Consider the following 24,443-nt stretch of genomic DNA (forward strand, 5'->3'; position numbering starts at 1 on the left):
ATGCCGCGCAGCGGACCTCCGGCCAAGGGGCACAAGGCCAAGGCCCGCAAGTCCAACGCGAAGCGGCGCGAGGGCGAGGTCGCGGCCCAGCCCAAGCGGGTGAAGGGCGCGCCCCGTGCCGCCCCACGCGCGAAGGTCAAGACCGCCCCCAAGGGCCAGGCCCTGCCGAGCCGCGAGGAGGTGCGCGCCTTCCTCGCCACCGCCGAGGGCCGCGTGGGCAAGAGCGAGATCGCGCGCCATTTCGGCCTGGCGACCGAGTTGCGGCCCGCGCTGCGGCAGATGCTCTCCGAGATGCGGCTGGACGGCACCGCGAAGCCCGTCGGCAAGCGCACCTTCGAGGGCCGGCCGGCGCCCGACGTCTCGGTCACGCGCGGCCACAGCGCGCCCCCCCGGCGCGGCCAGCCTGTGACGCCCGCAGGCGAGGAGTACGAGCGCCCCAGGACACGCGGCGCCAAGCCCGACCGCCTGCCCGAGACGGCGGTTCTGGAGGTCTTCGGGACCGACCCCGATGGCGACGCCATCGCCCGCCCCGTGACCTGGGAGGGCGAGGGCAAGCCCATCGTCTACATGCACCCGGAGCGGCGCGGGCAGACAGCCCTGGCCGCCGGCGAGCGCGTGCTGGCGCGGCTGCGCCACATCACGGGCGACAAGTACGAGGGCCGCACCCTCAAGCGCCTGCACGCGGCGGAGGAGCGCAAGCGCATCCTCGGCGTCTTCCAGGACGGCCGGATCATCCCGACCGACCGGCGCCAGAAGGCGGAATGGGCCGTGCCGCCGGGCGAGACCGGCGGGGCCAAGCCCGGCGAGATCGTCCTGGCGGAGGCCCTGCCCTCCACCGGGTTCGGCCTGCGCCCCGCCAGGATCGTCGAGCGGCTGGGCCTGATGGGAGAGCCGCGCTCGGTCTCGCTCATCTGCATCCACACCCACGGCATCCCCGACATCTTCCCCGCCGAGGCGCTGCGCCAGGCCGAGAAGGCCAAGGGCACGCCGCTCGGGGACCGGACGGACCTGCGCGACATCCCCCTCGTCACCATCGATGGCGAGGATGCGCGCGACTTCGACGACGCCGTCTTCGCGGAGCCCGAGGGCACCGGCTGGAAGGTGACGGTCGCCATCGCCGACGTCGCCCACTACGTCACGCCCAATTCCGCCCTGGACCGCGAGGCCTGGACGCGCGGCAACTCGGTCTACTTCCCGGATCGCGTGGTGCCCATGCTGCCGGAGGCGCTCTCCAACGGCTGGTGCAGCCTCAAGCCGCGCGAGGACCGGGGCTGCCTCTTCGTCGAGATGCATTTCGACAAGTCGGGCACCAAGAAGAGCCACAAGTTCGGCCGCGGCCTCATGCGCAGCGCGGCCCGCCTCACCTATGAGGAGGTCCAGTCGGCGGCCGATGCCGGGGAGGACCCGGCCGGCCTGCCCGAGGGCCACGTGGCGCGCCTCTACGGCGCCTTCCGCGCCCTGCTCTCGGCCCGCGAGCGGCGCGGCACGCTCGACCTCGACCTGCCGGAGCGCAAGGTGGTGCTGGACAAGGCCGGCAAGGTCGCCGCCGTCATCCCCCGCCCGCGCCTGGACAGCCACCGCCTCATCGAGGAGTTCATGGTGGCCGCCAATGTCTGCGCGGCCGAGGAGCTGGAGCGGCTGGGCCAGCCCTGCATGTACCGGGTGCACGCCCCGCCCTCGGAAGAGAAAATGCTCTCGCTCAGGGAGTTCCTGGGCACGCTGGGGCTCTCCATCAACCCGGCCGGCCAGATCCAGCCGCGCGACTTCGCGAACCTGCTGGAGAAGGTAAGGGAGATGCCAGAGGCCCGCATGGTCAACGAGACCGTGCTGCGCAGCCAGTCCCAGGCGGCCTACGACCCGGACAATATCGGGCATTTTGGCCTGGCGCTCTCGCGCTACGCCCATTTCACCTCGCCCATCCGCCGCTATGCCGACCTGCTGGTGCACCGCGCCCTGATCCGGGGCCTGCGCCTCGGCCCGGATGGCATCACCGAGGCCGAGCTCGCCCGATTCCCAGAGACGGCCGAGCACATCACCGCCACCGAGCGCCGCGCCGCCATGGCCGAGCGCGACGCGGTGGACCGCTACCTCGCCGCCTATCTGGCGGACCGCGTGGGGGCGACCTTCGCGGCCCGCATCTCGGGCATCCATCCCTTCGGCGTCTTCGTGACGCTCAGCGAGACGGGCGCCTCGGGCTTCGTGCCCATGAAGGCCCTGCCCAACGATCACTGGATCGTCTCCGAGGACAAGCGCAGCGTCGCCGGGCGCCATTCCCGCCAGGTGCTGCGCCTGGGCGACGAGGTCGAGGCCCGCCTCCGGGAGGCCAATGCCCAGACGGGCAGCCTGGTCTTCGAGCTCATGATGGGGGGCGCCCCGGCCCGGATTCGGGGCCAGAAGCGCAAGAAACGATAGAGCTTTGCCCTGCCTGCATGACTCAGAGCTTGACCTCTGAGCCTCGGGCGCTAGAAAGCGCCTTCCTGATTTCGGCACCGGCACGCCTCGCGTGCGTAGAGCAAAGCGAAGACGACCATGGCCAAGGCCAACACCATCCTCATCAAGCTGATCAGCACGGCCGACACCGGCCACTTCTACGTGACGAAGAAGAACACGCGCACTGCGACGGGCAAGCTCGAGCTGAAGAAGTACGACCCGCGCGCCCGCAAGCACGTCGTCTACCGCGAAGGCAAGATCAAGTAAGGACTTCCGGGCGCCCATCCGGGCGCTGAGGATCCCCGAAAAGCCGGCCGGGCTCGCCCGCGCCGGTTTTTGCGTTTGGCGCCCTTAGGCCGCCTAGACCGCCGACTTGTCGAGGGCCGGATCGGCCAGATAGGCGCGGTTCCGCCCGTCGCGCTTGGCGCGGTACAGCGCTTCGTCGGCCGAACCGATCAGCCGCTCCGACGTGATGCCCGGGCCGCCCACGGCCACGCCGATGCTGACGGTGATGGGCAGGGTGATCGGGCCCGCCTTCACCGGCTCGGCCGCGATAGCCTCGCGCAGCCGGTCCGCGACGGCCAGCGCATAGCCGCTGGGGGCGCCCGTCAGCACCGCCAGGAACTCCTCGCCCCCATAGCGCGCCACCACATCGGCCGCGCGAAGCTGCACCCGCAGACGGTCGGCCACGTCGCGGAGCGCCACGTCGCCGACATTGTGGCCATGCGTGTCGTTGATCGACTTGAACTTGTCGATGTCCACGATCAGGACCGCGGCCTCCTCCGTGCGCAGCAGCCCATCCAGGTGCCGGCGCACATAGCGGCGGTTGCGCAGGCCGGTGAGCTGGTCCGTGACCGCCATTTCGAGCGACCGGTCCAGATCGTGGCGCAGCCGCTCCTGATAGCGGCGCCGGCGGATCTGGTTCCGCGCACGGGCCCGCAGCTCATTGGGGTCGAGCGGGCGGAAGGCGTGGTCGTTCGCACCCAGGTCGAAGCCGCGCAGCACCTGCATCTTCTGCGCCGGATCGGCCAGAAGCAGCAGCGGCAGGTCACGTGTCGAGTTCTGCGCGCGCAGGCGAGAGGCGAGGCGCAGCACCTCCATGGCATCCTCCGGCAGGGCCAGGAGCGCCAGGTCGAAATCGCCGCTGGTCAGCAGGCGCTGGGCCTCGTCGATGGTGCTGGCGGTCGCGATCTCGATGCCGTCGGCCTCCAGCGCCTCGCGCACCCGCTGCACCTCGTCCGGGTCGGTTCCCATGACGAGCGCGCGGGAATCGGCGATCGAGATCGTCGGCTCGGATGCCGCGTCGATGCCGAGGTCCCGTGCGGTTTCCGATCTCAGGCGCCAGGCATCCTGCACCTGCTTGACCCGAAGGATGGCGCGCAGCCGCGCGAAGAGCGTGGCGTCGTCCACCGGCTTCGAGAGGAAGTCGTCAGCCCCGGCCTCCAGCCCCCGGACTCGCTCCGTGCTGTCGGTAAGCGCCGTCACCATGACCACCGGGATGTGCTGGGTGCGTGCGTCGGCCTTGAGCGTCCTGCACACTTCGTAGCCATCCATCCCGGGCATCATGACGTCCAGGAGAATGACGTCTGGCATTTGCGTGAAAGCCGTCGTCAAGGCCTCCGGGCCGCTGGAAGACAGCAGAACTTCATAATACTCGGCCTGAAGCTTGGCTTCGAGCAGGCGCAGATTGGCTGCGATGTCATCAACCGCGAGAATGCGGGCAGTCATCGGACGAGTGTTCCTCTCAGGGCCGGCGCAGACGTCAACAGGAGTTTCGCGTGTCGGAAATGACCCTCGAGAAACCGGAGGGGGCTGCCAATAAAAGCCTCTTCCTGCGTCGCTGGTTTCGTAACCCGCTGCAGATGGGCTCGATCATTCCATCCTCGCCAGCGCTGTGCCGGCGAATCGCCGCCGCGGTCACGCGCGGGCCCGACGAATACGTACTCGAGCTCGGCGCCGGGACCGGCGTGATCACCCGCGCCCTGCTGGCGGCCGGTATCCCCGCGAACCGCATCATCGTCGTGGAGATCGTGGCCGAGATGGCGGACTTCCTGCGGGAAAGCCTGCCCGGGGTGCATGTCGTCCAGGGCGATGCCTTCGACCTGCGGACTGCGCTGCCAGCCAGCTCTCATGGCCGGATCGGCACCGCCATCTGCGGCATTCCTCTGGTCCTGCTGCCGCTGGAGCGGCAGGAAGCGTTTCGCGACGCGGTGGAGGCCGTGGCGCCGGGCAAAGGCTTTCTCCTGTACACCTACTGCGCCACCTCGCCCTTGCCATACGGCAAGCTCCGCATGGAGGGACGGCGCCTGGCCTTCACGATGGCGAATTTCCCGCCGGCGAGCGTATGGCGCTACAGCCCCGCGGAAAAGCCCTGAACTGCCGGTTCGGCGCGAAGATGACATCCTGGCGCCCATAGCATAGGCGCCGGGCCGTCCGGGAGTCGTTCCTGCGGCGGAAACACAGGAACTATTCCTGGGATTTCAGGCCTCGGCGAAGGCCTGCGTCCGGACGAGGCGGGCATAGAGCCCGCCCAGCGCCATGAGCTCGGCATGCGTGCCCTGCTCGACGGCTCGCCCTTCCTCCATCACCACGATGCGGTCGGCATCCTTCACGGTCGCGAGGCGGTGCGCGATGACGAGCGTCGTCCGCCCCGAGCGCAGCCGGGCGAGCGCGGCCTGGACGGCCGCCTCGTTCTCGGCGTCCAGCGCGCTCGTCGCCTCGTCCAGCAGCAGAACTCGCGGGTCGCGCAGCAGGGCGCGGGCGAGGCTCACGCGCTGGCGCTGGCCGCCCGAAAGCCGCCCGCCGCCGGGACCGAGCGGCGTCTCGTAGCCCTGGGGGAGCGCCGCCAGGAAGCTATGCGCCTGCGCGGCGCGCGCGGCCTCCTCCACCTCCTCGCGCGTCGCGCCGGGGCGGCCGCAGGCGATGTTGGCGAAGGCGGTGTCGTCGAAGATCACCGCCTCCTGCCCCACATAGGCGATGGCGTCGCGCAGGCTCGCGATCGTCGCGTGGCGGATGTCGGCGCCGTCCAGCGTGATCCGCCCGCCCGTGGCGTCGTAGAGGCGGGGCAGCAGGGCGATGGCCGTCGACTTGCCGGCGCCCGAGGGGCCGACCAGGGCCACGGTCTGGCCCGGCGCGGCCTGGAAGCTCAGCTCCTCGATCGCCGAGGCCTCGCTGCCCGGGTAGCGGAAGGCCACGCGCTCGAAGGACACCGCGCCATGGCCAGGCGGCAGGGGCTTCGCGTCGGCCGCATCGGAGATCTCGCGCTTCATGTCGATCACGCCGAAGACGCGGTTGAGGCCGGCCAGACCCTCCTGCAGCGCCGCGTTCAGCGAGCCGAGCGCGCGCACCGGCCGGGCCGCGATCAGCACGGCAGCCACGAAGCCCGTGAACTCGCCGATCGTCCCCTGCCCCGTCGTCACCCGCCAGCCGACCACGCCCAGCACCACGCCCACGGTGAGCCCGCCCAGCGCCTCCAGGATGGGATCGACGCGGGCGCGCACGCGCACGATGCGCTGCAGGCTCTGCCGCAGATCGGCGAAGGCGGCGCGGGCGCGGGCCTCCTCCTGTTCCTCCAGCCGGTAGGTGCGGACGACGCGGGCGCCCGCAAAGCTCTCGTTGAGCAGCGCGCTGGTCTCGCCCGCGCGGTCCTGCATGCCGCGCGAGGCCCGGCGGATGCGCTTGCCGATGGTGAGGATGGGCCAGGCCGCGATGGGGTAGAGCAGCGCCGCCATGAGCGCGAGCTGCCAGTCCAGCCAGATCATCGAGGCGACGAGGCCGATGATGGTCAGCAGGTCGCCCATGCCGTTGATGCTGCGGGTCAGCGCCTCGCGGATCTGGGTGGCGTCCAGCGTGAAGCGGGTGACGTGCTTGGCCGGCGCCTCGGCGCTCACCACCGCGTAGTCGGCGCGCGTGAGCGCGGAGAAGAGGCCATTCTGCAGATGCTCGATGCTGCCGAGCACCGCGCCCTGCATGGTCGTCTGCTGGAAGTACATCGCCGCGCCGCGCGCCGCGGTGACGACGATGATGATGGGCGGCAGCACCCAGACCACATTCGCGTCGCCCCGGCCGAAGCTGTCGAAGGCCTGCTGGATGATGACCGGGTAGAGCGCCGTGATGCCCGCGAGCAGGAGGGTCAGCAGCACGGCGAGCATCAGCCGCCCGCGCTGGAGGTGCAGGTGCTCGTCCCAGAAGCGGCGGATCAGGGGGTAGGAAGCGGTCTCGGGCGCGGACATGCGCGCGGGGGTATCAGGAAGCGTCCCGCTCGGCCAGTTCACGGAGCCTCTGGAGGCAGGCGGCATGGTCGGCCGAGGCGCCGCCATCCAGCCACCAGTCCCTGACCCGCGTCAGTAGCGCGCCCACCTGCGGGCCCGGCGGCACGCCCATCGCCAGGGCGTCGCGGCCCTGGAGGGGGAATTCCGGGCCCGGCCCGGGCTCCAGATGGTCCAGCAGCGGACCGTAATCGGCGGTGGGGTTCGCAGCGGCCGCCACCAGCAGGATCTCGGCCGGCAGGGCCGCCTCGCCCCGCAGCCGGGCGGCGGCACGGAAGCGGCGCAGCACCGCCGCCTCACGCTCCTCCGGGCCGGGCGCTCCGGAAACGGCATGCAGCGCCCGCAGCCGCTTGGCCTCCTCGCCAGAGAGCCGGAGCCGGGAGGCGAGCCGGTTGATGTCCACGCCCACCGGCAGCAGCAGGGCGAGGCGGAGCAGCGGCTCCCGCTCGCCGCGCGCCTGGGCGAGATCCAGCCGAGACGGGTCGCCCGCCTCCGGCAACACGGCGGGCAGCACCCCCGTTTCGGTCATCAGGCGGAGCGCCGCGCGGGGGTCGGGGGCTTCGAGGAGCCGCTTCAGCTCGCTCCAGACCCGCTCGGCCGAAAGCCGGGCGAGGCCGGGCACGGCCTCGCGGATGGCAGCGACGGCCACCTCGTCAGGCTCAGGGCCCCCATAGCGCGCGTGGAAGCGGAAGAAGCGGAGGGCACGGAGATAGTCCTCGCGCAGGCGCTGGGCGGCGTCGCCCACGAAGCGCACCCGCCGGGCCGCGAGGTCCGCCTGCCCGCCGAAATCGTCGTGCAGCACGCCGTCCGCGCCCATCGACATGGCATTGATGGTGAAATCGCGCCGCTGGGCGTCCTCATGCCAATCGGTGGTCCATTCGACCTCGGCGTGGCGGCCGTCAGTGGTCACGTCCCGGCGCAGCGACGTCACCTCGATGGGCACGCCGCCCAGCACCGCCGTCACCGTCCCGTGCGCGAGGCCGGTCTCGAAGACCTTGAAGCCGGCCCCCTTTAGCCGCCGCGCCAGCTCTTCCGGCGGAAAGGGCGCGGCCATGTCGATGTCATGCACCGGCAGCCCGGCCAGGGAATCGCGAACGCAGCCGCCCACGGCCCTGGAATCCGGCAGCGCCGCGAAAACCTGTCGCGGCCCCTCGGCCTGCAGATAGGCGGGCAGGCTCATCGGCGGATGCCACCACTCTCGATGCGGGCGGGCACATAGGCCTCGCCCTCCCCCAGGCTGCGCGAAAGACCGTAATAGATCGCCGCCGCCAGCCCGCAGAGCACGCCCACCGCCGCGAGACCGATCATCCAGCGCGACGGCTCATGCCCAGGCTTGCTCCCCGACAGCCGCCACCAAGTGAGGTAGGCGAGGAAAGGCAGGGCGAAGAAGAACAGCTCGATCAGGAGGCCCATCAGCCGCCCCGCAAGGCATTCGCGAGGTTGACCAGGATGGCCGCCGTCGCGCCCCAGATATAGTGCTCGCCATGCGGCCAGACCCAGAACTCCCGCATGCGGCCGCGGAATTCCGCGCGCTCGCGCCGGGGTGCCAGGGGATCCAGCAGGGTGGAGAGCGGCAACTCGAAGGCCGACGCGACCTCGGAGGGATCGGGCGCCAGGTGGAAACCGGGCCGCAGCGAGGCGATGACCGGCGTGATCTCGAAGCCCGTGCCCGTCAGGTACTTCGGCATGCGGCCCAGGATCCGCGGCAGGCTGGGGTCCAGCGCCACTTCCTCGTGGGCCTCCCGCACCGCCGCCTGCTCCGGGGTCTCGCCCAGTTCGATCCGGCCGCCGGGGAAGCTCACCTGGCCCGCATGGTTGCTGAGGTGGGAAGCCCGCTGGGTCAGCAGCACGCCCGGCTCTTCCTCGCGCAGCACGAGGGCCACCAGCACCGCGGCAGGCTTGATCACCGCCCCGGGCGGCAGGGCCAGGTCGTCGCGGGGGATCGCCGGCAGGCCGGCGAACAATCCAGGCCGGGACAGCCGGGCGGAAAGCTCTTCCGCGGTCACTCCGCCGCCACGTCGAAGGCGGGCGACTCGTCCAAGGGGAAGAACACGCCCTCGCTCCAGACGCCCATCATGGGCTTGTCGCCCACGCGCTCCGTCACGGCCAGCGCCACCATCTCATAGAAGACGGCGCGGTTGATGCGGGCCTCGAGCCCCGGCCGGACCATGATGTAGGGGCGCGGCTCGCCGGTCTTGGGATCGTGCTGAACCCGGATCGGATGCTCGGCGTTGCATCGGACCACCTCGTCACAATTCGTCCGGAAGCTGAGGCATTGGCGGATGGGTCCGCCATCGCCGCAATCGCAGTCCCGCCAAGCCATCTCGACGGCCACGAAGGGCGCGTCGTCCACCGTGATCCGGCCGCGTTCGACCGGGGTTTCAAGGAGATATCCCCCGTCTTCCTCGCGCTTCAGGACGGAGGAAAAGAGGCAGACCAGCTCCTTCCGGTTGATCGGGCTGCCCTTGTAGTACCAGGTGCCGTCGCGGGCGATGCGGATGTCGATCTGGCCGCAATCGTGCTTCGGGCGCCCCTCCCCCTTGCAAGAAGGGGTCACCGAGGACAGAACCTTGCCCAGGAATTGGCCAACCTTGCCACCACATCCGGGGCTGTCCCCAAACGGCGCTTTGATCCCGTGATCCGGAGGCATAGGCTTCCCTGGCAAACCACCGTGCGGAACCGGCAGTGCAACCCAACGCAGCATTGCCTCCGCACCTCGTCAATATGGGAATCGGAACCAGATGGGTGAAGTGGCCGACGCAGAATCCCTGATCGCCGAAATAGAACTTCTCGGCGGCAAGCTCCAGAAGGCGCGGCAGTCCATCGGGCGCGTGATCTTCGGCCAGGAGCAGGTGATCGAGCAGGTGCTGATCACCCTGCTCTCCGGCGGCCATGTGCTGCTGGTGGGCGTTCCCGGGCTCGGCAAGACCAAGCTCGTGGACACGCTCGGCACCGTCATGGGCCTCGACGCCCGCCGGGTGCAGTTCACGCCGGATCTCATGCCCGCCGACATCCTGGGCTCCGAGGTGCTGGAGGAGGGCGCGGACGGCAAGCGGGCCTTCCGCTTCCTGCAGGGGCCCGTCTTCTGCCAGCTGCTGATGGCCGACGAGATCAACCGCGCCTCGCCGCGGACCCAATCCGCCCTGCTGCAGGCCATGCAGGAAAAGAAGGTGGCGATCGGCGGGCAGATCATGCCCCTGCCCGAGCCGTTCCATGTGCTCGCCACCCAGAATCCCATCGAGCAGGAGGGCACCTACCCCCTGCCCGAGGCCCAGCTCGACCGGTTCCTGCTGGAAATCGAGGTGGACTACCCCGATGAAGCCGCCGAGCGCGCCATGCTGCTGGCCACCACCGGCGCCAACGAGGCGCGGGCCACCCCCGCCATGACGGGGCGCGAGTTGATCGCCGCTCAGCACCTCATCCGCAGCATCCCGGTGGGCGAGCAGGTGGTGGACGCCATCCTGCGCCTCGTGCGCGGCGCGCGCCCCGGCGAGAGCGGCCTGCCCGCCGTGCGCAGCAACCTCGCCTGGGGCCCCGGCCCCCGCGCCGCCCAGGCGCTGATGCTGGCCACCCGTGCGCGGGCCGTGCTGGACGGCCGGCTCTCGCCCAGCCTCGACGACGTGCTCGCCCTGGCGGAGCCCGTGCTGCGCCACCGCATGGCCCTCTCCTTCGCGGCGCGCGCGGACGGCGTGAAGCTCGCCGACGTCATCGCCGAGCTGAAGTCCAGCCTTGGCTGAACCCGCGCCCGCGCCGGCCCATCTCCGCGCCGAGGCCGCCGCCGCCGCCCTGCCGCCACTGGTCGTGGAGGCAGAACGCGTCGCCGCGACGGTGATGCAGGGCGTCCACGGCCGCCGCCGCTCGGGCCATGGCGACGCCTTCTGGCAGTTCCGCGCCTATATGCCGGGCGACGCAGCCTCCAGCGTCGACTGGCGGCAGAGCGCCAAGGCCGACCGCCTCTTCGTGCGCGAGACCGAGTGGGAAGCGGCGCAGACCGTGATCCTCTGGCGTGACCTCTCGCCCTCCATGCGCTGGCGCTCCAGCCGCGACCTGCCCGAGAAGGCGGATCGCGCGGATCTGCTGCTGCTGGCGCTCTCCTCGCTGCTGCTGCGGGGCGGGGAGCGCGTGCGGCTGCTGCCGGGGGACGGGCGCGCGTTCATGGGACGCTCGGCCCTGCCCGGCCTCGCCCATGCGATGGAGCAGCAATCCGCCTCGGGCGGGCCCGCGCGCGGCCTGCCCCGCCATGCCCGCATCGTGCTGCTGGGCGACTTCCTGCAGCCGCCCGAGGAGGTGCAGGCCCTCGTCTCCCGCTTCGCCGCCGTGCCGCTGCGGGGCCATATGCTCCAGATCATGGACCCCGCCGAGGAAACCCTCCCCTATTCCGGCCGCATCCGTTTCGACGGCATGGAGGGCGAGGCCTCGCTGCTCGTCCCGCGCGTCGAGACGGTGCGCGGCCTCTATGCCGAACGGCTCGCGGCGCACCGCGAGGCGCTCTCGGGCATCGCCCAGTCGGCGGGCTGGGGCTTCTCCACCCACCGGACGGATCAGCCTCCGCAAATGGCGCTGCTGGCCCTCTGGCAGGCGCTGGCGCCGTCATGATCAGCTTCGCCGCGCCATGGCTGCTCCTCGCGCTGCCGGCCCTGCCGCTGCTCTGGTGGCTGCTGCGCGTCACGCCGCCGCAGCCCCGGCGGATGGACTTCCCCGCCGCCATCCTGCTGCGCGACCTTCCCGTCGCGGAGGAGACGCCCGTGCGCACGCCCTGGTGGGTGCTGCTGATGCGGATGCTGGCTGCCGCGCTGCTGATCGTGGGCCTCGCCCGGCCCGTGATGGGCCCCGGTGCCTCGGCGGGCGGCCAGGGCACGCTGCTGCTGGTGATGGACAACAGCTGGGCCGCCGGCCCCGACTGGCCGCTGCGCGTCGCCATCGCGCAGGCCGAGCTTGACCGCGCGTCCCGCGAGGGGCGCCCCGTCGCCCTGCTGGCCACTGCGCCAGGCGATGCCGCGGCCCCGCCCCGCGTCATCGGCCCCATGCCGGCCGAGGACCTGGCCCCGCGCCTCGCCGCCCTCCGCCCCCGCTCCTGGCCGCCCGACCGCGCGGCTGCGCTGGACGCGCTGGAGGCCTGGGGCCGCGGCGAGCGCTTCTCCTCCCTCTACCTCTCCGACGGGCTCGCCCATGGGCAGGACGATGCCGCGCACGCGCTGATGCAGCGCCTTTCCGCCGGCGGCGGGCTCACCCTGGCCCGCACCGACACGCGCCCCACGCGCCTGCTGTCACCGCCCCGCGCCGAGGGCGACCGCATGGTCCTCAGCCTGCGCCAGTCTCCGGTCGCCGCCGCCGGCGAGGCCCAGGTCATCGCACGCGCCCAGGACGGCCGCGCGCTGGCCCAGGCCGTCATCCCGCTCGGCGCCGGCGCCACCGGCGGCGAGGCCGTGCTGGAGCTGCCCAGCGAGATCCGCAACCGCATCTATCGCCTCGACATCGCCGACGAGCCCGGCCCCGGCGGCGTCGTGCTGCTGGACGAGCGCTTCCGGCGCCGTCCCGTGGGCCTGCTGCCCGGGGCCGAGGAAGCGGGCGCCGACGCGCCGCTGATCGGCGACCTCTTCTACCTGGAGCGTGCGCTCACCCCCTATGCGGAGCTGCGGCGCGGCGATGTGGACCGGCTGCTGGCGCGGCCCATCTCGGTCCTGATCCTGGCCGACCGCACCGTCTCCTCCGCCGAGGGCGCGGCGCTGACGCGCTTCGTCGAGCGCGGCGGCATGCTGATCCGCTTTGCCGGCCCGCGCCTCGCCGAGGCGCCCGACACGCTGCTGCCGGTGCAGCTCCGCGCCGAGCGGCAGCTGGGCGGCTCGCTCTCCTGGGAGCAGCCGCAGCACCTGGCCCCCTTCCCCGAGGGCTCGCCCTTCGCGGGCCTGCCCGTCCCCGCCGAGATCAGCGTGGAACGCCAGGTGCTGGCCGAGCCCTCCGCCCGCCTGGCCGAGAAGGTCTGGGCGCGCCTCGCCGACGGCACGCCGCTGGTGACGGCGGAGACGCGCGGCGCCGGGCGCATCGTGCTCTTCCACGTCACGGCCAATGCGGAATGGTCGGACCTGCCGCTCTCGGGCCTCTTCGTCTCCATGCTGCGGCGGCTGGTCGCCCTCTCGACCGGCGTCTCGGGGCTGGAGGGCGAGGGCGCGCTGCCGCCCCTGGAAGCGCTGGACGGCTTCGGCCGCCTCGCGCCCCCGCCGCCCGGCGCGCAAGCCATCCCGGCCTCGGGCGAGGCCGTGCCTTCCGCGCGCACGCCGCCCGGCTGGTACGGCACGGCCGGGGGCGACGGCTTCCGCCGCGCGCTCAACCTCGGCGACACGCTGCCCGCTCCCGTACTGCACGGCGCGCCACCGGAGGGGACCGACCTGCGCACCATCGCCGGCATCCCGCCCGAGCGCGACCTCGGCCCCTGGCTGATCGCGGCGGCGCTGGCGCTGCTGGCCATCGACCTGCTGGTCTCGCTGCGGCTGCGCGGCCTGCTGGGCTTCGCGCGGGCGGCGGGCATCGGCCTCATCCTGCTCACGGCGCCCGCCCAGGCGGAGGAGAACCTGCCCGGCCTCGTCACGCGCCTCGGCTATGTCGTCACCGGCGATGCGGCGGTGGACGAGACGATGCGCCAGGGCCTCGCGGGCCTCTCGGATTTCGTGAACCGCCGCACCGCCGCCGCGCTGGCGCAGCCGGCAGGCGTGGTGCCCGGGCGCGACGACCTCAGCCTTTATCCGCTGCTCTACTTCACCGTGCGTCCCGACGCGCCGGCCCTGGCGCCGGAGGCCGTGGCCGCGCTCAACACCTTCATGCGCAATGGCGGCATCATCCTCTTCGACACGCGCGACGAGGGCTCGGGCGAGGGCTTCGCACCCGGCGCCCGCGCGGCGCTGCGGCGCGTCACGCAGGGCCTCGCCATCCCGCCGCTCATGCCCGTTCCGGAGGAGCATGTGCTCCGCCGAGCCTTCTATCTGCTGGCCGAGATGCCGGGCCGCTTCGCGGGCGGCAATGTCTGGGTCAGCCGCGAGCAGGACCGCGCCAATGACAGCGTGAGCCCGGTCGTGATCGGCGGCCATGACTGGGCTGGCGCGTGGGCGGTGGATGCGCGCGGCCAGAACGTCCATGCCGCGGTGCCCGGCGGCACGCGGCAGCGGACGCTGGCCTACAGGTTCGGCGCCAACCTCGTGATGTACGCGCTGACCGGCAACTACAAGGGCGACCAGGTGCACGTCCCGGCCATCCTGGAAAGGCTGGGCAATTGATGCAGACCTCCTTCGGCATCGACTTCGCGCCCATCCTCCCGCTCTGGCTCATCGCCGCGCTGGGCGCCGTCTGCCTGCTGGCGCTGCTTCCCGCCTTCCTGCGCCGCGCCCGCGGCGTATGGTGGCGGGGCCTGGCCTTCGCGCTGCTGCTGGGCGCGCTCTCGCAGCCACGCCTCGTCGAGCAGACGCGCGAGACGCGGCCCGACATCGCGCTGCTGCTGGTGGACCGCACCGACAGCACGCGCTCGGCCGAGGGCCATGCGGCCGCCATCGAAGCCGCGCGCCGCCAGCTCGAATCCCGCATCGGCCGCCTGCGCGACGTGGAGCTGCGCGTCGTGGACGTGCCCGAGGGCGGCAACCAGGGCACCCGCGCCTTCGCCGCGCTGGAGGCCGCGCTCTCCGAGATTCCCGCAGCGCGCCTCGCGGGCGTGCTGCTGCTCTCGGATGGGCAGGTGCACGACATCCCGCCGTCGGGCAGCTGGAGTCCCGGCGAGGGCGTGCCGCTGCACCTGCTCATGCCCGGCCGCGCCGGCGAGGTGGACCGCCGCATCCGGCTGATCGAGGCGCCGGGCTTCGGCATCGTCGGCCGCAGCGTGGAGCTGCGCCTGATCGTGGAGGACCTGGGCGTGCCGCGCGCCGAAGGTCAGGCCCGCCTCACGCTGCGGCGCGACGGCCAGGCCCCCATCACCGAGAGCGTGCCCATCGGGCGCGAGCATCGGATCTCGCTGCCCATCGAGCGCGCGGGCCCCTCGGTCATTGACCTCGTGGCCGAGACGCGGCCGGGCGAGGTCTCGGACGTGAACAATCGCGTCGTCGTCGCCCTGAACGGCGTGCGCGACCGCCTGCGCGTGCTGCTCGTCTCCGGTGAGCCGCATGCGGGCGAGCGCACCTGGCGGCGGCTGCTCAAGGCGGATCCGGGCGTGGACCTCGTCCACTTCACCATCCTTCGCCCGCCCGAGAAGGACGACCTGACGCCGCTGAACGAGCTGGCGCTGATCGCCTTTCCGGTGCGCGAGCTCTTCCAGGTGAAGCTGCGCGACTTCGACCTCATCGTCTTCGACCGCTTCGCCAATCGCGGCATCCTGCCGCCGAGCTACATGCGCAACATCGCGGAATATGTCCGGGCGGGCGGCGCGCTGCTGGCCTCGGTGGGCCCGGAATTCGTGGGCGGGACGAGCCTGGCCGCGACGCCGCTCGGCTCCGTGCTGCCGGCGCGCCCGCTTTCACCGCAGCAGGCGATCCTGGACCAGGCCTATCGCCCGCGCATCTCGCCCGCCGGCTCGCGCCACCCCGTCACCGAGGGGCTGCCCGGCGCCAATACCGAGAGCACGGAGGCGAGCTGGGGCCGCTGGTACCGCACCATCCGCACCGACGCGCGCGCCGGCACCACCATCATGGAAGGGCCCGACGCCTCGCCGCTGCTGGTGCTGGACCGCGTGGGCCAGGGGCGCGTGGCGCTCATGCTCTCGGACCATCTCTGGCTCTGGTCGCGCGGCCATGACGGCGGCGGGCCGCAGCAGGAACTGCTCCGCCGCACGGCCCACTGGCTGATGCGCGAGCCCGAGCTGGAGGAGGAGGACCTGACGGCGCGGATCGAGGCCGGGCGCCTCTTCATCGGCCGCCGGAGCCTGGATTCGGGCCCGCCGCCGGAGGTCACGATCACCGCGCCCGACAATTCCACCCGCCGCGAGCCGCTGCGCGCCGATGGCGGCGGCCGCGCCTCCGCGCAGGTCGCGGCGGAAGCGCCAGGGCTGTGGCAGGTGAGCGATGGGCGCCGGCAGGCCTTCGCCGCCGCCATGCCCGCCAACCCGCCCGAATTCGCCGACCTGCGCTCCGACCCCGCGCGGCTGCAGCCGCTGGTCCAGGCCACGGGCGGCGCGGCGCGCTTCCTCGGCGACGGGCAGACCGTCCCCGAGATCCGCAGCGTCGCGGCGGGGCGCGACGCGCAGGGCGCGGGCTGGCTCGGCTTGCGCAAGCGCGACGACCACACGGTCACGGGTATCGCCGCCCTGCCGCTGCTGCCGGCCTGGCTGATGCTGCCGTTGCTGCTGGGTGTGGCGATCCTGGCGTGGAGATCGGAAGCGCGCTGAATCTCGTAACGCGCGACAAACGATGCAAATTTGCCATTGCGCCCGGACATTTCGCATAGGAGCCTCCGCGGATCAGCCCAGGAGGAACAAGTGTTCACGCGAATTCTCGCCCTTTCGGCCGCGGTCGTCGCGGTCACCGCCGGCAGCGTGGTGGCGCAGAACTACAACCGGCGGCCGACCTTCGGCACGGTGAATCTCAGCGCGAATTTCGCGCCCGATCCCTATGCGGTGAACGTCACGGCGGGCGGCAACATCCCGGCCGAGCGCATCGGTGGCCCGGGCTGCGTGGGCTCCATCGCCGATCCGCCGGATGTGCGGCTGAATTATCGCGCGGGCGGCTATCCGCTCTTCATTTCCGCGACCTCGAATGCGGATGTCACGCTGGTCATCAACCTTCCGAATGGGCGGTGGATCTGCAATGACGACTTCAAGGGCACGGACCCGGGCGTGGTTATGAACAACCCGATGTCGGGCCAGTACGACATCTGGGTCGGCCACTACAATCGCGGGGCCGGCGTGCCGACGCAGTTGCGTATCTCGGAAATCCCGCCACGTTGAGCGGGCTGCCGGCCCGCCCCGGGCCGGCGATTGAGGAATAAACGCAATGACCGACGTCAAAATCGGCACGGGCGACACGGCCGTAGCCGGCAAGCCCGTCGCCGTGCACTACACCGGCTGGCTCTATGACGAGGCGGCGCCGGAGAACAAGGGCCGCAAGTTCGACAGCTCCCGCGACCGCGGCGACCTGTTCCGCTTCCTGCTGGGCGCCGGCCATGTGATCCAGGGCTGGGACGAGGGCGTGCAGGGCATGAGGGTGGGCGGCCAGCGGCTCCTCGTGATCCCGCCGGAGAAGGGCTACGGCGCGCGCGGCGCCGGTGGCGTGATTCCGCCCAACGCCACGCTGCTCTTCGACGTCGAGCTCTTCGAGGTCGGTTGACGAGATGGCCGCCCCTGGTTGACAGGGGCGGCCATTCCCCGCTCGCCTTGCACTCAAGCAGAGACGGGGAAATCAGCCATGAACGTCATGACCAGGTCGCTTCTCGACCGCTCGGCCGCCGCCGCGGCCACCTCATGGCTGGATGAATTCTCCCGCGCGCTCGCCGCCCGCGACATCGCCGCCGCCACCGCCTGCTTCCTGCCCGGCGGGCATTGGCGCGACGTACTGGCCTTCCAATGGGATATCCGCACGGCGAACGGCGCCGAGGCCATCGCGGCCATGCTCGGCGAGACGCTTGGCCGGACGGCACCGCGCGCCTTTCGCCTCGCCCCCGCCCGCACGCCGCCGCGCCGCGTGCGCCGCGCCGGGCGGGACTGCATCGAGGCCATGTTCGCCTTCGACACCGCGACCGGCCCCTGCGAAGGCGTGCTGCGCCTGGTGAGCGGCGAGGATGGCGAGCCGCGCGCCTGGGTGGTGCTCACCACGCTCGACCAAATCGCGGGGCATGAGGAATCGCTGAACCTGGCCGGGGCCGCGGAGGCCGACTACCAGCGCGATTTCGGCGGGGAGAACTGGCTCGACAAGCGCCTGCGCGCGCAGCGCTACGAGGACCGCGAGCCCACGGTGCTCGTCATCGGGGCGGGGCAGTCGGGGCTCGGCATCGCCGCGCGCCTCGGGCAGCTCGGCGTGGACACGCTGGTCGTGGACCGGCACGCGCGCGTCGGCGACAACTGGCGCAAGCGCTACCACGCGCTGACGCTGCACAACGAGGTGCACGTCAACCACCTGCCCTACATGCCCTTCCCGCCGACGTGGCCCGTCTTCATCCCGAAGGACCGGCTGGCGAACTGGTTCGAGGCCTATGCCGAGGCCATGGAGCTCAACGTCTGGACGAGCACCGAATTCCTCGGCGGCGACTGGGACGAGGCCGGGCAGCACTACCGCGTGAAGGTCGGGCGCGCGGATGGTTCGGAGCGCGAGCTGAAGCCGCGCCATATCGTCTTCGCCACCGGCGTCAGCAGCATTCCGGTGAAGCCGCGCCTGCCGGGGCTGGAGGATTTCCGCGGCCAGGTGCTGCACTCCGGCGCCTATACGGAGGGCGCGGAATGGAAAGGCCGCCCGGCCATGGTGATGGGCAGCGGCAATAGCGGCCACGATGTCGCGCAGGACCTCGCGGCCAGCGGCGCGGTCACGACCCTGGTGCAGCGCAGCCCCACCTATGTCGTCGGCATCCGCGAGGCCCAGCGCGTCTATTCCATCTACGCCGAGGGCATTCCCTACGAGGATGGCGACCTGCTCGCCATGGCCGCGCCTTATCCCGTGCTCAAGCACGGCTACCAGCTTTCCACCGCGCATTCGCGCAAGGCCGACAAGCCGCTGCTCGACGCGCTGGAGGCACGTGGCTTCAAGCTCGACTACGGGCCGGAGGATACCGGCTTCCAGATGAAGTACCTGGAGCGCGGCGGCGGCTACTACTTCAACGTCGGCGCCTCGGACATGATCATCGACGGCCGCATCGCCCTGCTGCAGCACGACCGCATCGACCGCTTCGTGGCCGAGGGCGTCCGCCTCAAGGACGGCACGGTGATGCCCGTCGAGCTGCTGGTGCTGGCCACCGGCTATCTCAACCAGCAGGAGCAGGTGCGCCACTTCCTGGGCGATGCGATCGCCGAGCGCATTGGCCCCGTCTGGGGCTTCGGCGCGGATGGCGAGCTGCGGAACATGTGGCGGGCCACGCCGCAGAAGGGGCTGTGGTTCACGGCCGGCAGCCTCGCGCAGAGCCGCATCTACTCGAAGGTGCTCGCGCTGCGGATCAAGGCGCAGGAGCTCGGCCTCGCCTGAGGTTGCGCGGCGCGCGCGACCCGCGCAGATTCCGGCCCGCATGACCGCCACGCTCGCATGGAGCGCGCTCCTGGCCGGTCGCGTGCCGGAGGATGGCAGCGCGGCGGCGATGGAGGGCGCGGCCTTCCCCTCCCCTGCCGCCGCGCCGCCCGGATGGCTTCTCCTGATGCCCGAGGCTGCCTGCTGCGCCGGCTGTCGTCCCGACCCTGAAAGCGCGGTGGAAGTGCTGCTGCGGCCCGGCGCGCCACGGCCGCGCGGGCGCATCCGCGTCGAGGGCACCTGGCGCCGCCTGCCGGCCTCCGATCGCGCGGGCTGGCGCTGGCAGATGCGCGACGCGCGCGCGATCGCGCTGGGTGGCCCCTGGCTGCGGCGGCGCGCGGTGCTGGCCGCGCCGCTGATCTGCGCCGCGCCGCGCGCGGTGCGCGCGCAGCCGCTCGGCCACATCGCCGCGATGGACCTGCACAGCCATGCCGGGCGCGTCATCCATTGGCGCACGCAGCCCGACCGGCCCTTCGAACCGCTGGCCCTGCCGATGCGCGAAGGCGGGATGCATCTCGTCTCGCTCGCCATCGTGCCGGACTCGCCGGTCACGCGCATCGCCGGCCAGCGCATCGAATCCTTTCGCGACCCGGCGCCCGGCGAGCTGTGGGCGCATGCGCAGGCCGCCTTCGCGCGGCTGCGGCGGCTGGTCGCGCAGGACGGGCTGCGCATCGTGACGGACCGGTCGTCGCTGCAGCAGGCGACCCTGCCTGCCGCCGTGCCCGCCATCCTTGTCGCCGCCGAAGGCGCGGATTTCCTCGAAGGCCAGCTCGACCGGCTCGAATGGGCCTTCCGCGAGCAGCGGCTGCGCCATCTCCAGCTCACGCACTACCGCGTGAACGAGCTCGGCGACATCCAGACCGCGACGCCCGTGCATGAGGGGCTGACGCGCTTCGGGGAGGAGGTGGTGCGCACCTGCAACCGCCTCGGCATCGTGGTCGATGTCGCGCATGCGACCTTGCCGATGGTGCAGCGCGCGGCGGCGGTGAGCCGCCATCCGCTGGTGCTGTCGCACACTTCGCTCTCGCGCCAGCCGGGGCCGCGCAGCCGCAGCATTTCCCAGGAGCACGGCCGCGTCATCGCCGAGACCGGCGGCGTCGTCGGCGTCTGGCCGCTGGTCGGCCCGTCGCCCACCAAGCGGCTCTACGCCGAGAGCGTGGCGCGCATGGTGGATGCGATCGGCATCGACCATGTGGGCATCGGCAGCGACATGCAGGGGCTGCTCGGCCCCGCGGCCTTCGAGAGCTACAGCCAGCTCCCCGCGCTCACCGAGGCGCTGCAATCCTGCGGCTTCGACCCGGACGGGATGGAGAAGCTGCTGGGCGGCAATTTCCGGCGCGTGCTGAACGCGGTCCTGCCGGGCTGAGGAGACAAGTCTTGCGCATCCTGATCACCGGCGCCGCCGGCTTCATCGGCCGCCGCCTGACGCGCGAGCTTCGCGTCCAGGGAAGGCTTTGCGGCCGCCCGCTGGGCGAGCTCGTGCTGGTCGACATCGTGCCGCCGCCGGACGCGGAAGGCTGCACCATCGCCACCGGCAGCATCGGCGATGCGGATTTCCTGCAAGGCCTCTTCGCCGGCCCCGGCTACGACGTGGTCTTTCACCTCGCCGCCTCGCTGACGCAGGAGGCGGAACGCGACATGGCGCATGGGCTGGCCGTGAACATCGAGGGGATGCTGCGCCTGCTGGGACACCTTCGCGCGCAGCACCCGCCCGCGCGCCTGGTCTTCGCGAGCTCCATCGCGGCCTTCGGCGGCGTGCTGCCCGATGTGGTGGGCGACGACACGCCGCGCCTGCCGCGCACCTCCTACGGGACGCAGAAGGCCATCGCGGAATTGCTGCTGGCCGATCATGCGCGGCAGGGCGTCATCGACGCGCGGGCGCTGCGCCTGCCCATCGTCGTGATCCGCCCGGGCGCGCCAAGCCCGGCCGTCTCGGATCAGGTGGCCGCCATCCTGCGCGAGCCGCTGAACGGCCGCGACGTCGTCTGCGGGCTGCGCCCGGAAACGCGGCTGCCGCTGGCCTCCGTGGGCCGCGTCGCGCGCTCGCTGCGGCTGATGGCGGAAGTCCCTGGCGAGGCCTTGCCCGACACGCGAGCCATCAACCAGCCCGCGCTGACGGTGAGCGTGGCAGAAATGGTGGCCGCGCTCGACGCGCATCACGCGATGGACCACGTCTCCTGGCGGCCGGACCCCGCCTTGCAGGCGGTGGTCGACAGCTGGCCGCGCGGCTTCCGCTCGGCGACGGCGGAACGGCTGGGCATCCAGGCCGATACCGGTCTGGATGCCATCATCGAGGATTACCTGAGCGCCGGATGACCCCTCGGCCCGAGGCCCTGCCCCGGGCCAGGAGCGCGAATGCGCGACCGCCCCCAGGCCATCGGACCGACGATCTATCAGCGAGCCTTGATCGGCCTCTTGCCGTGGCTGTCCTGCGGCACGCCGCGGCCGAGCGACATGTGGCTGTGCACGCCGAGCCAGCGGCCATCCGGCTGCTTGTGCAGCACGACGGTCGCGCGGCCGGGCCGGTCGAACTCCGTGCCGTCCTCGTGCCAGCCCGTGCTGGTCCAGGGCAGGATCGCGACCGCCATGGAGCCGTCGCCCGAGAGCAGGACCTCGGTGTTCTTCGCGTCCAGCGTGAAGTCCTTGGTGCGCGGCCAGACGTTGGACCACTGCGTGTCCGTCCAGGCCTGCCGCGAGCGCACGAGCTCCTGGAAGGTCCCGAAGATCACGATCTCATCGTGCCAGAACGGGTAGGCGGATTTGAAATCCACCTCGCGCACGCACACGAAGAAGCGCTCCAGCCAATCGATGATCTCGGCCTTGGCGGCCGCGTCGGCATAGGGGATGGGCAGGTCGGTCATGCGGGAATCCTTTCCAGGTTTGGCATGATGCGCGGCGGGCTGGCCGTCGCCTAGCGGTCGCCCTCGACCAGGGGACGCAGGGTCGCCAGTTGCGCCGCGACGAAGTCCAGCAGGGCGCGCACTCGCGGCGTGCTCCGCAGGTCTGGATGGGTCAGCAGCCAGAGGTCGGAGGCGAAGTCCGGCTCGGGCGGCGAGAGGCGCTTCAGGCTCGGCCAGGCATCGCCCACGAAGCACGGCAGATGCCCGATGCCGATCCCCTCCGATACCGCATGCGCGAGGCCCAGCACCGTGTCGAAGCGCGCCACCAGGCGCCCTGGCGCCACGGCCTCGCGCGCATGGCGCACGACCTTCATGGCGGCGAGGTTGTCGCCCAGCGCGACCCAGTCGGGATCCTCGGCGGGCGCGGCGCCCACGGCGCCATAGAGCGCCCAGGCGATGCGAGCGGCGCGGCGCCCGACCAGCGTCTCGGGCGGCGCATCCGTCGCGCGGATGGCGACATCGGCGTCGCGCCGCGAAAGGTTCAGCGCCGCGTTGCCCGTCACGACATCCAGCCGCACCTCGGGGCAGGCCGCGCGGAAGCGGGCGAAGATGGGCATGAGCAGGTCCGCCAGCAGGCTGTCGCTGGTGGCCACGCGCACCTCGCCGGAGGGCTTGAGCTCCTGCCCCGCCAGCCGGCGCGTGACGGCGGTGACGTCCGCATCCATGCGCGCCGCCAGCGCCGCCACCTCCTCGCCCGCCGGCGTCAAAGCATATCCCGCGCGATGGCGCTCGAAGAGCGGCCTGCCCAGCCGCGCCTCGGCCTGGCGCAGCCGCCGGAAGACGGTGGAATGGTCCACACCCAGCAGGGCAGCGGCGGCGGGCAGGTTGCGGGCCTCGGCCACCGCGTGGACGAGGCGGATGTCCTCCCAGGAGAGGGTTCGGGCGGGTTCCTTCAAGCGCTGCGATCCTGCCGAACTACGATTGCATTCATGCAATCGCATTTCTCTCACATTCCGCCCGGGATTGCACTATCTCCTCACGGCATCGGAGCGCCGGACGCGCTCCCTCAGGAGATCACCACCATGACCCGGAACGGCATCCACCACGTCACCGCCATCGCCGGCAGCGCGCAGCGGAACGTCGATTTCTACACCCGCACCCTCGGGCTGCGCCTGGTGAAGAAGACGGTCAATTTCGACGATCCCGGCGCCTACCACCTGTATTACGGCGACGCTGCCGGCAGCCCTGGCACGATCCTCACCTTCTTCCCCTGGGAGAATGCCGCCCCCGGCCGCGCCGGGGCGGGCGAGTTGCAGGAGACCTCCTTCCGCATCCCGCTCTCCGCTATCGGCTACTGGACGGAGCGGCTGATCAACTTCGGCGTCGAGCGCACGACCCGCTTCGGCGAGACGGTGCTGACCTTCCGCGACCCGGATGGCATGCGCCTCGCGCTGGTGGGCCTGCCGGGCATCGAGGCCGAGGCCGCCTGGGACAATGGCGAGATTCCGCTGGAGAACGCCCTGCGCGGCTTCTACGGGGTGAGCCTGATGCTCGAGCGCACGGAAGCGACGGGCGCCATCCTCTCCGACGTCTTCGGCTTCGCCGAGGTCGCTCGGGAGGGCGACACCACGCGCTACCAGGCCGAGGGCACGGCGATCGGCGGCATCGTGGACCTGCGCGCGGTCGGCGGCTTCCTGCCGGCGCGGCTGGGCCGCGGCTCGGTGCACCACCTCGCCTTCCGCGCCGCGGATGACGCGGCGGAGGCTGAGATGGTACGCAAGCTCGCCGCCAACCATGGCCTGCACACGACCGAGCAGAAGGACCGGAACTACTTCCGCTCCGTCTACTTCCGCGAGCCGGGCCACGTGCTGTTCGAGATCGCGACCGACATCCCGGGCTTCGACGTGGACGAGCCCGCCCAGACCCTGGGCGAGGCGCTGAAGCTGCCGCAGTTCCTGGAGCCGCATCGCGCCGCGATCGAGGCGCACCTGCCTGAACTGGTTTGAGGCCTTCGCCGGACTTCCGGGGGGCCGCATTCGCGGCCTCCTGTCACCCAAGTTGCGCGCCGCCCATCCCCACGGGCGGCGCCGGAGGTTCACATGAGCACCACCCTCCCCGCCTTCATCCACCGCTTCGAGCCCGGGGATGCCGGGCGCCCGCCGCTGCTCCTGCTGCACGGCACGGGCGGCGACGAGAACGACCTGGTCCCCCTCGGCCGCATGGTCGCGCCGGGCTCGGCGCTGCTCTCGCCGCGCGGGCAGGTGCTGGAGCATGGCGCGCCGCGCTTCTTTCGCCGGCTGGAGGAAGGCGTCTTCGACCATGAGGACGTCCGCCGCCGCGCCGACGAGCTCGCGGAATTCGTGCGCGACGCGCAGGCGCGCCACGGCATCGCGGCGCCGGTCGCGCTCGGCTTTTCCAACGGCGCCAACATCGCGGCCGCGCTCCTGTTCCGCCATCCCGGCCTGCTCGCCGGGGCCGCGCTGCTGCGCGCCATGGTGCCGCTGCCCGAGGCGCCGGAAGGCAGTCTCGCAGGCACGCCCGTGCTGATGCTCTCGGGGACGATGGACCCGATCATCCCGCTGGCGAACAGCCGCCGCCTCGCGCAAGGGTTGGGCGAGGCCGGCGCGGCGGTCACGGCACGCGAGCTCCCGCTCGGGCACGGACTCTCGCAGATGGACGTGAACTTGGCGCGCGAGTGGCTCGCGGCGCTGTAGCGTGAAAACTGCCGT

At 71.9% G+C, this 24,443-nt stretch carries 22 protein-coding genes; 14 read left to right on the plus strand and 8 right to left on the minus strand.

Annotated elements, in window-relative coordinates:
* Both rnr and rpmG read left to right on the plus strand, forming a co-directional pair.
* Complete coding sequence (rnr, locus tag WJM96_RS12950; RefSeq protein ID WP_424812907.1) at positions 1-2,412, plus strand: ribonuclease R; 2,412 nt, start codon at positions 1-3, stop codon at positions 2,410-2,412.
* Between the two features lie 117 nt (positions 2,413-2,529).
* Positions 2,530-2,697: a 50S ribosomal protein L33 gene (rpmG, locus tag WJM96_RS12955; protein WP_424812908.1), complete on the plus strand. Its 168-nt coding sequence runs from the start codon at positions 2,530-2,532 to the stop codon at positions 2,695-2,697.
* A 93-nt stretch (positions 2,698-2,790) separates the two neighbouring features.
* On the opposite strand, the gene WJM96_RS12960 is transcribed toward rpmG, so the two are convergent.
* Positions 2,791-4,158 (minus strand): PleD family two-component system response regulator, encoded by a 1,368-nt coding sequence (locus WJM96_RS12960; protein WP_424812909.1) that lies wholly within the window; start codon positions 4,156-4,158, stop codon positions 2,791-2,793.
* Positions 4,159-4,217: 59 nt separating this feature from the next.
* Here WJM96_RS12960 and WJM96_RS12965 point away from each other — a divergent pair, with 59 nt between their 5' ends.
* Positions 4,218-4,805: a class I SAM-dependent methyltransferase gene (locus WJM96_RS12965; protein ID WP_424813101.1), complete on the plus strand. Its 588-nt coding sequence runs from the start codon at positions 4,218-4,220 to the stop codon at positions 4,803-4,805.
* Positions 4,806-4,910: 105 nt separating this feature from the next.
* Here the strand turns inward: WJM96_RS12965 and WJM96_RS12970 are convergent, their stop codons facing one another.
* From WJM96_RS12970 to WJM96_RS12990, 5 genes are read right to left on the minus strand one after another with little or no spacing between them, the layout of a single operon-like run.
* Positions 4,911-6,662: an ABC transporter ATP-binding protein gene (locus WJM96_RS12970; RefSeq protein WP_424812910.1), complete on the minus strand. Its 1,752-nt coding sequence runs from the start codon at positions 6,660-6,662 to the stop codon at positions 4,911-4,913.
* A 13-nt stretch (positions 6,663-6,675) separates the two neighbouring features.
* Positions 6,676-7,878: a CCA tRNA nucleotidyltransferase gene (locus WJM96_RS12975; protein WP_424812911.1), complete on the minus strand. Its 1,203-nt coding sequence runs from the start codon at positions 7,876-7,878 to the stop codon at positions 6,676-6,678.
* Entirely contained in the window at positions 7,875-8,111 is a 237-nt protein-coding gene (locus tag WJM96_RS12980; RefSeq protein WP_424812912.1) for a hypothetical protein, read from the minus strand. The genes WJM96_RS12975 and WJM96_RS12980 overlap by 4 nt, the downstream gene beginning before the upstream one ends.
* Positions 8,111-8,704: an NUDIX hydrolase gene (locus WJM96_RS12985; protein WP_424812913.1), complete on the minus strand. Its 594-nt coding sequence runs from the start codon at positions 8,702-8,704 to the stop codon at positions 8,111-8,113. The genes WJM96_RS12980 and WJM96_RS12985 overlap by 1 nt, the downstream gene beginning before the upstream one ends.
* Complete coding sequence (locus WJM96_RS12990) at positions 8,701-9,255, minus strand: DUF1285 domain-containing protein (RefSeq protein WP_424812914.1); 555 nt, start codon at positions 9,253-9,255, stop codon at positions 8,701-8,703. Before WJM96_RS12990 ends, WJM96_RS12985 begins: the two co-directional genes overlap by 4 nt.
* 184 nt (positions 9,256-9,439) lie before the next feature.
* On the opposite strand from WJM96_RS12990, the gene WJM96_RS12995 reads away from it, so the two are divergent.
* The 9 genes from WJM96_RS12995 to WJM96_RS13035 all read left to right on the plus strand — a co-directional run bounded on the left by WJM96_RS12995 (position 9,440) and on the right by WJM96_RS13035 (position 21,190).
* Entirely contained in the window at positions 9,440-10,435 is a 996-nt protein-coding gene (locus tag WJM96_RS12995; RefSeq protein WP_424812915.1) for an AAA family ATPase, read from the plus strand.
* Positions 10,428-11,294 carry a DUF58 domain-containing protein gene (locus tag WJM96_RS13000; RefSeq protein WP_424812916.1) on the plus strand — a complete coding sequence of 289 codons (867 nt, stop codon included), beginning with the start codon at positions 10,428-10,430 and terminating at the stop codon, positions 11,292-11,294. The genes WJM96_RS12995 and WJM96_RS13000 overlap by 8 nt, the downstream gene beginning before the upstream one ends.
* Positions 11,291-13,966: a DUF4159 domain-containing protein gene (locus tag WJM96_RS13005; protein WP_424812917.1), complete on the plus strand. Its 2,676-nt coding sequence runs from the start codon at positions 11,291-11,293 to the stop codon at positions 13,964-13,966. Before WJM96_RS13000 ends, WJM96_RS13005 begins: the two co-directional genes overlap by 4 nt.
* Positions 13,966-16,056: a hypothetical protein gene (locus WJM96_RS13010; RefSeq protein WP_424812918.1), complete on the plus strand. Its 2,091-nt coding sequence runs from the start codon at positions 13,966-13,968 to the stop codon at positions 16,054-16,056. Before WJM96_RS13005 ends, WJM96_RS13010 begins: the two co-directional genes overlap by 1 nt.
* Before the next feature lie 90 nt (positions 16,057-16,146).
* On the plus strand, positions 16,147-16,614 hold the full coding sequence (locus WJM96_RS13015) for a hypothetical protein (protein WP_424812919.1): 468 nt from the start codon (positions 16,147-16,149) through the stop codon (positions 16,612-16,614).
* A 46-nt stretch (positions 16,615-16,660) separates the two neighbouring features.
* Entirely contained in the window at positions 16,661-16,993 is a 333-nt protein-coding gene (locus WJM96_RS13020) for an FKBP-type peptidyl-prolyl cis-trans isomerase (RefSeq protein ID WP_424812920.1), read from the plus strand.
* A 78-nt stretch (positions 16,994-17,071) separates the two neighbouring features.
* The gene (locus WJM96_RS13025) at positions 17,072-18,835 is read left to right on the plus strand and encodes a flavin-containing monooxygenase (RefSeq protein WP_424812921.1); all 1,764 of its coding nucleotides are present in this window, start codon (positions 17,072-17,074) and stop codon (positions 18,833-18,835) included.
* 40 nt (positions 18,836-18,875) lie between these two features.
* Positions 18,876-20,240, plus strand: coding sequence for a dipeptidase (locus tag WJM96_RS13030; RefSeq protein WP_424812922.1), 1,365 nt, complete (start codon positions 18,876-18,878; stop codon positions 20,238-20,240).
* Between the two features lie 11 nt (positions 20,241-20,251).
* Complete coding sequence (locus tag WJM96_RS13035) at positions 20,252-21,190, plus strand: NAD-dependent epimerase/dehydratase family protein (protein ID WP_424812923.1); 939 nt, start codon at positions 20,252-20,254, stop codon at positions 21,188-21,190.
* A gap of 77 nt (positions 21,191-21,267) precedes the next feature.
* On the opposite strand, the gene WJM96_RS13040 is transcribed toward WJM96_RS13035, so the two are convergent.
* Together WJM96_RS13040 and WJM96_RS13045 are read right to left on the minus strand one after the other, a co-directional pair.
* Entirely contained in the window at positions 21,268-21,735 is a 468-nt protein-coding gene (locus WJM96_RS13040) for a YybH family protein (protein WP_424812924.1), read from the minus strand.
* A 50-nt stretch (positions 21,736-21,785) separates the two neighbouring features.
* Positions 21,786-22,670 (minus strand): LysR family transcriptional regulator, encoded by an 885-nt coding sequence (locus WJM96_RS13045; RefSeq protein WP_424812925.1) that lies wholly within the window; start codon positions 22,668-22,670, stop codon positions 21,786-21,788.
* Between the two features lie 126 nt (positions 22,671-22,796).
* On the opposite strand from WJM96_RS13045, the gene WJM96_RS13050 reads away from it, so the two are divergent.
* Together WJM96_RS13050 and WJM96_RS13055 are read left to right on the plus strand one after the other, a co-directional pair.
* Complete coding sequence (locus WJM96_RS13050; RefSeq protein WP_424812926.1) at positions 22,797-23,720, plus strand: ring-cleaving dioxygenase; 924 nt, start codon at positions 22,797-22,799, stop codon at positions 23,718-23,720.
* A gap of 93 nt (positions 23,721-23,813) precedes the next feature.
* Entirely contained in the window at positions 23,814-24,428 is a 615-nt protein-coding gene (locus WJM96_RS13055) for an alpha/beta hydrolase (RefSeq protein ID WP_424812927.1), read from the plus strand.
* Positions 24,429-24,443 lie beyond the last annotated feature (15 nt).

Source organism: Roseococcus sp. YIM B11640, assembly GCF_049727625.1.
Classification (GTDB): domain Bacteria; phylum Pseudomonadota; class Alphaproteobacteria; order Acetobacterales; family Acetobacteraceae; genus Roseococcus.

What these genes read in the sequence shown, in the direction of transcription:
- WJM96_RS13005 (WP_424812917.1), top strand. Translation starts at nt 11,291, where the DNA reads ATGATCAGCTTCGCCGCGCCATGGCTGCTCCTCGCGCTGCCGGCCCTG.
- rpmG (WP_424812908.1), top strand. Translation starts at nt 2,530, where the DNA reads ATGGCCAAGGCCAACACCATCCTCATCAAGCTGATCAGCACGGCCGAC.
- WJM96_RS13055 (WP_424812927.1), top strand. Translation starts at nt 23,814, where the DNA reads ATGAGCACCACCCTCCCCGCCTTCATCCACCGCTTCGAGCCCGGGGAT.
- WJM96_RS12995 (WP_424812915.1), top strand. Translation starts at nt 9,440, where the DNA reads ATGGGTGAAGTGGCCGACGCAGAATCCCTGATCGCCGAAATAGAACTT.
- WJM96_RS12960 (WP_424812909.1), bottom strand. Translation starts at nt 4,158, where the DNA reads ATGACTGCCCGCATTCTCGCGGTTGATGACATCGCAGCCAATCTGCGC.
- WJM96_RS13025 (WP_424812921.1), top strand. Translation starts at nt 17,072, where the DNA reads ATGAACGTCATGACCAGGTCGCTTCTCGACCGCTCGGCCGCCGCCGCG.
- WJM96_RS13030 (WP_424812922.1), top strand. Translation starts at nt 18,876, where the DNA reads ATGACCGCCACGCTCGCATGGAGCGCGCTCCTGGCCGGTCGCGTGCCG.
- rnr (WP_424812907.1), top strand. Translation starts at nt 1, where the DNA reads ATGCCGCGCAGCGGACCTCCGGCCAAGGGGCACAAGGCCAAGGCCCGC.
- WJM96_RS12965 (WP_424813101.1), top strand. Translation starts at nt 4,218, where the DNA reads ATGACCCTCGAGAAACCGGAGGGGGCTGCCAATAAAAGCCTCTTCCTG.
- WJM96_RS12975 (WP_424812911.1), bottom strand. Translation starts at nt 7,878, where the DNA reads ATGAGCCTGCCCGCCTATCTGCAGGCCGAGGGGCCGCGACAGGTTTTC.
- WJM96_RS13040 (WP_424812924.1), bottom strand. Translation starts at nt 21,735, where the DNA reads ATGACCGACCTGCCCATCCCCTATGCCGACGCGGCCGCCAAGGCCGAG.
- WJM96_RS13020 (WP_424812920.1), top strand. Translation starts at nt 16,661, where the DNA reads ATGACCGACGTCAAAATCGGCACGGGCGACACGGCCGTAGCCGGCAAG.
- WJM96_RS13050 (WP_424812926.1), top strand. Translation starts at nt 22,797, where the DNA reads ATGACCCGGAACGGCATCCACCACGTCACCGCCATCGCCGGCAGCGCG.
- WJM96_RS12970 (WP_424812910.1), bottom strand. Translation starts at nt 6,662, where the DNA reads ATGTCCGCGCCCGAGACCGCTTCCTACCCCCTGATCCGCCGCTTCTGG.
- WJM96_RS12980 (WP_424812912.1), bottom strand. Translation starts at nt 8,111, where the DNA reads ATGGGCCTCCTGATCGAGCTGTTCTTCTTCGCCCTGCCTTTCCTCGCC.
- WJM96_RS13010 (WP_424812918.1), top strand. Translation starts at nt 13,966, where the DNA reads ATGCAGACCTCCTTCGGCATCGACTTCGCGCCCATCCTCCCGCTCTGG.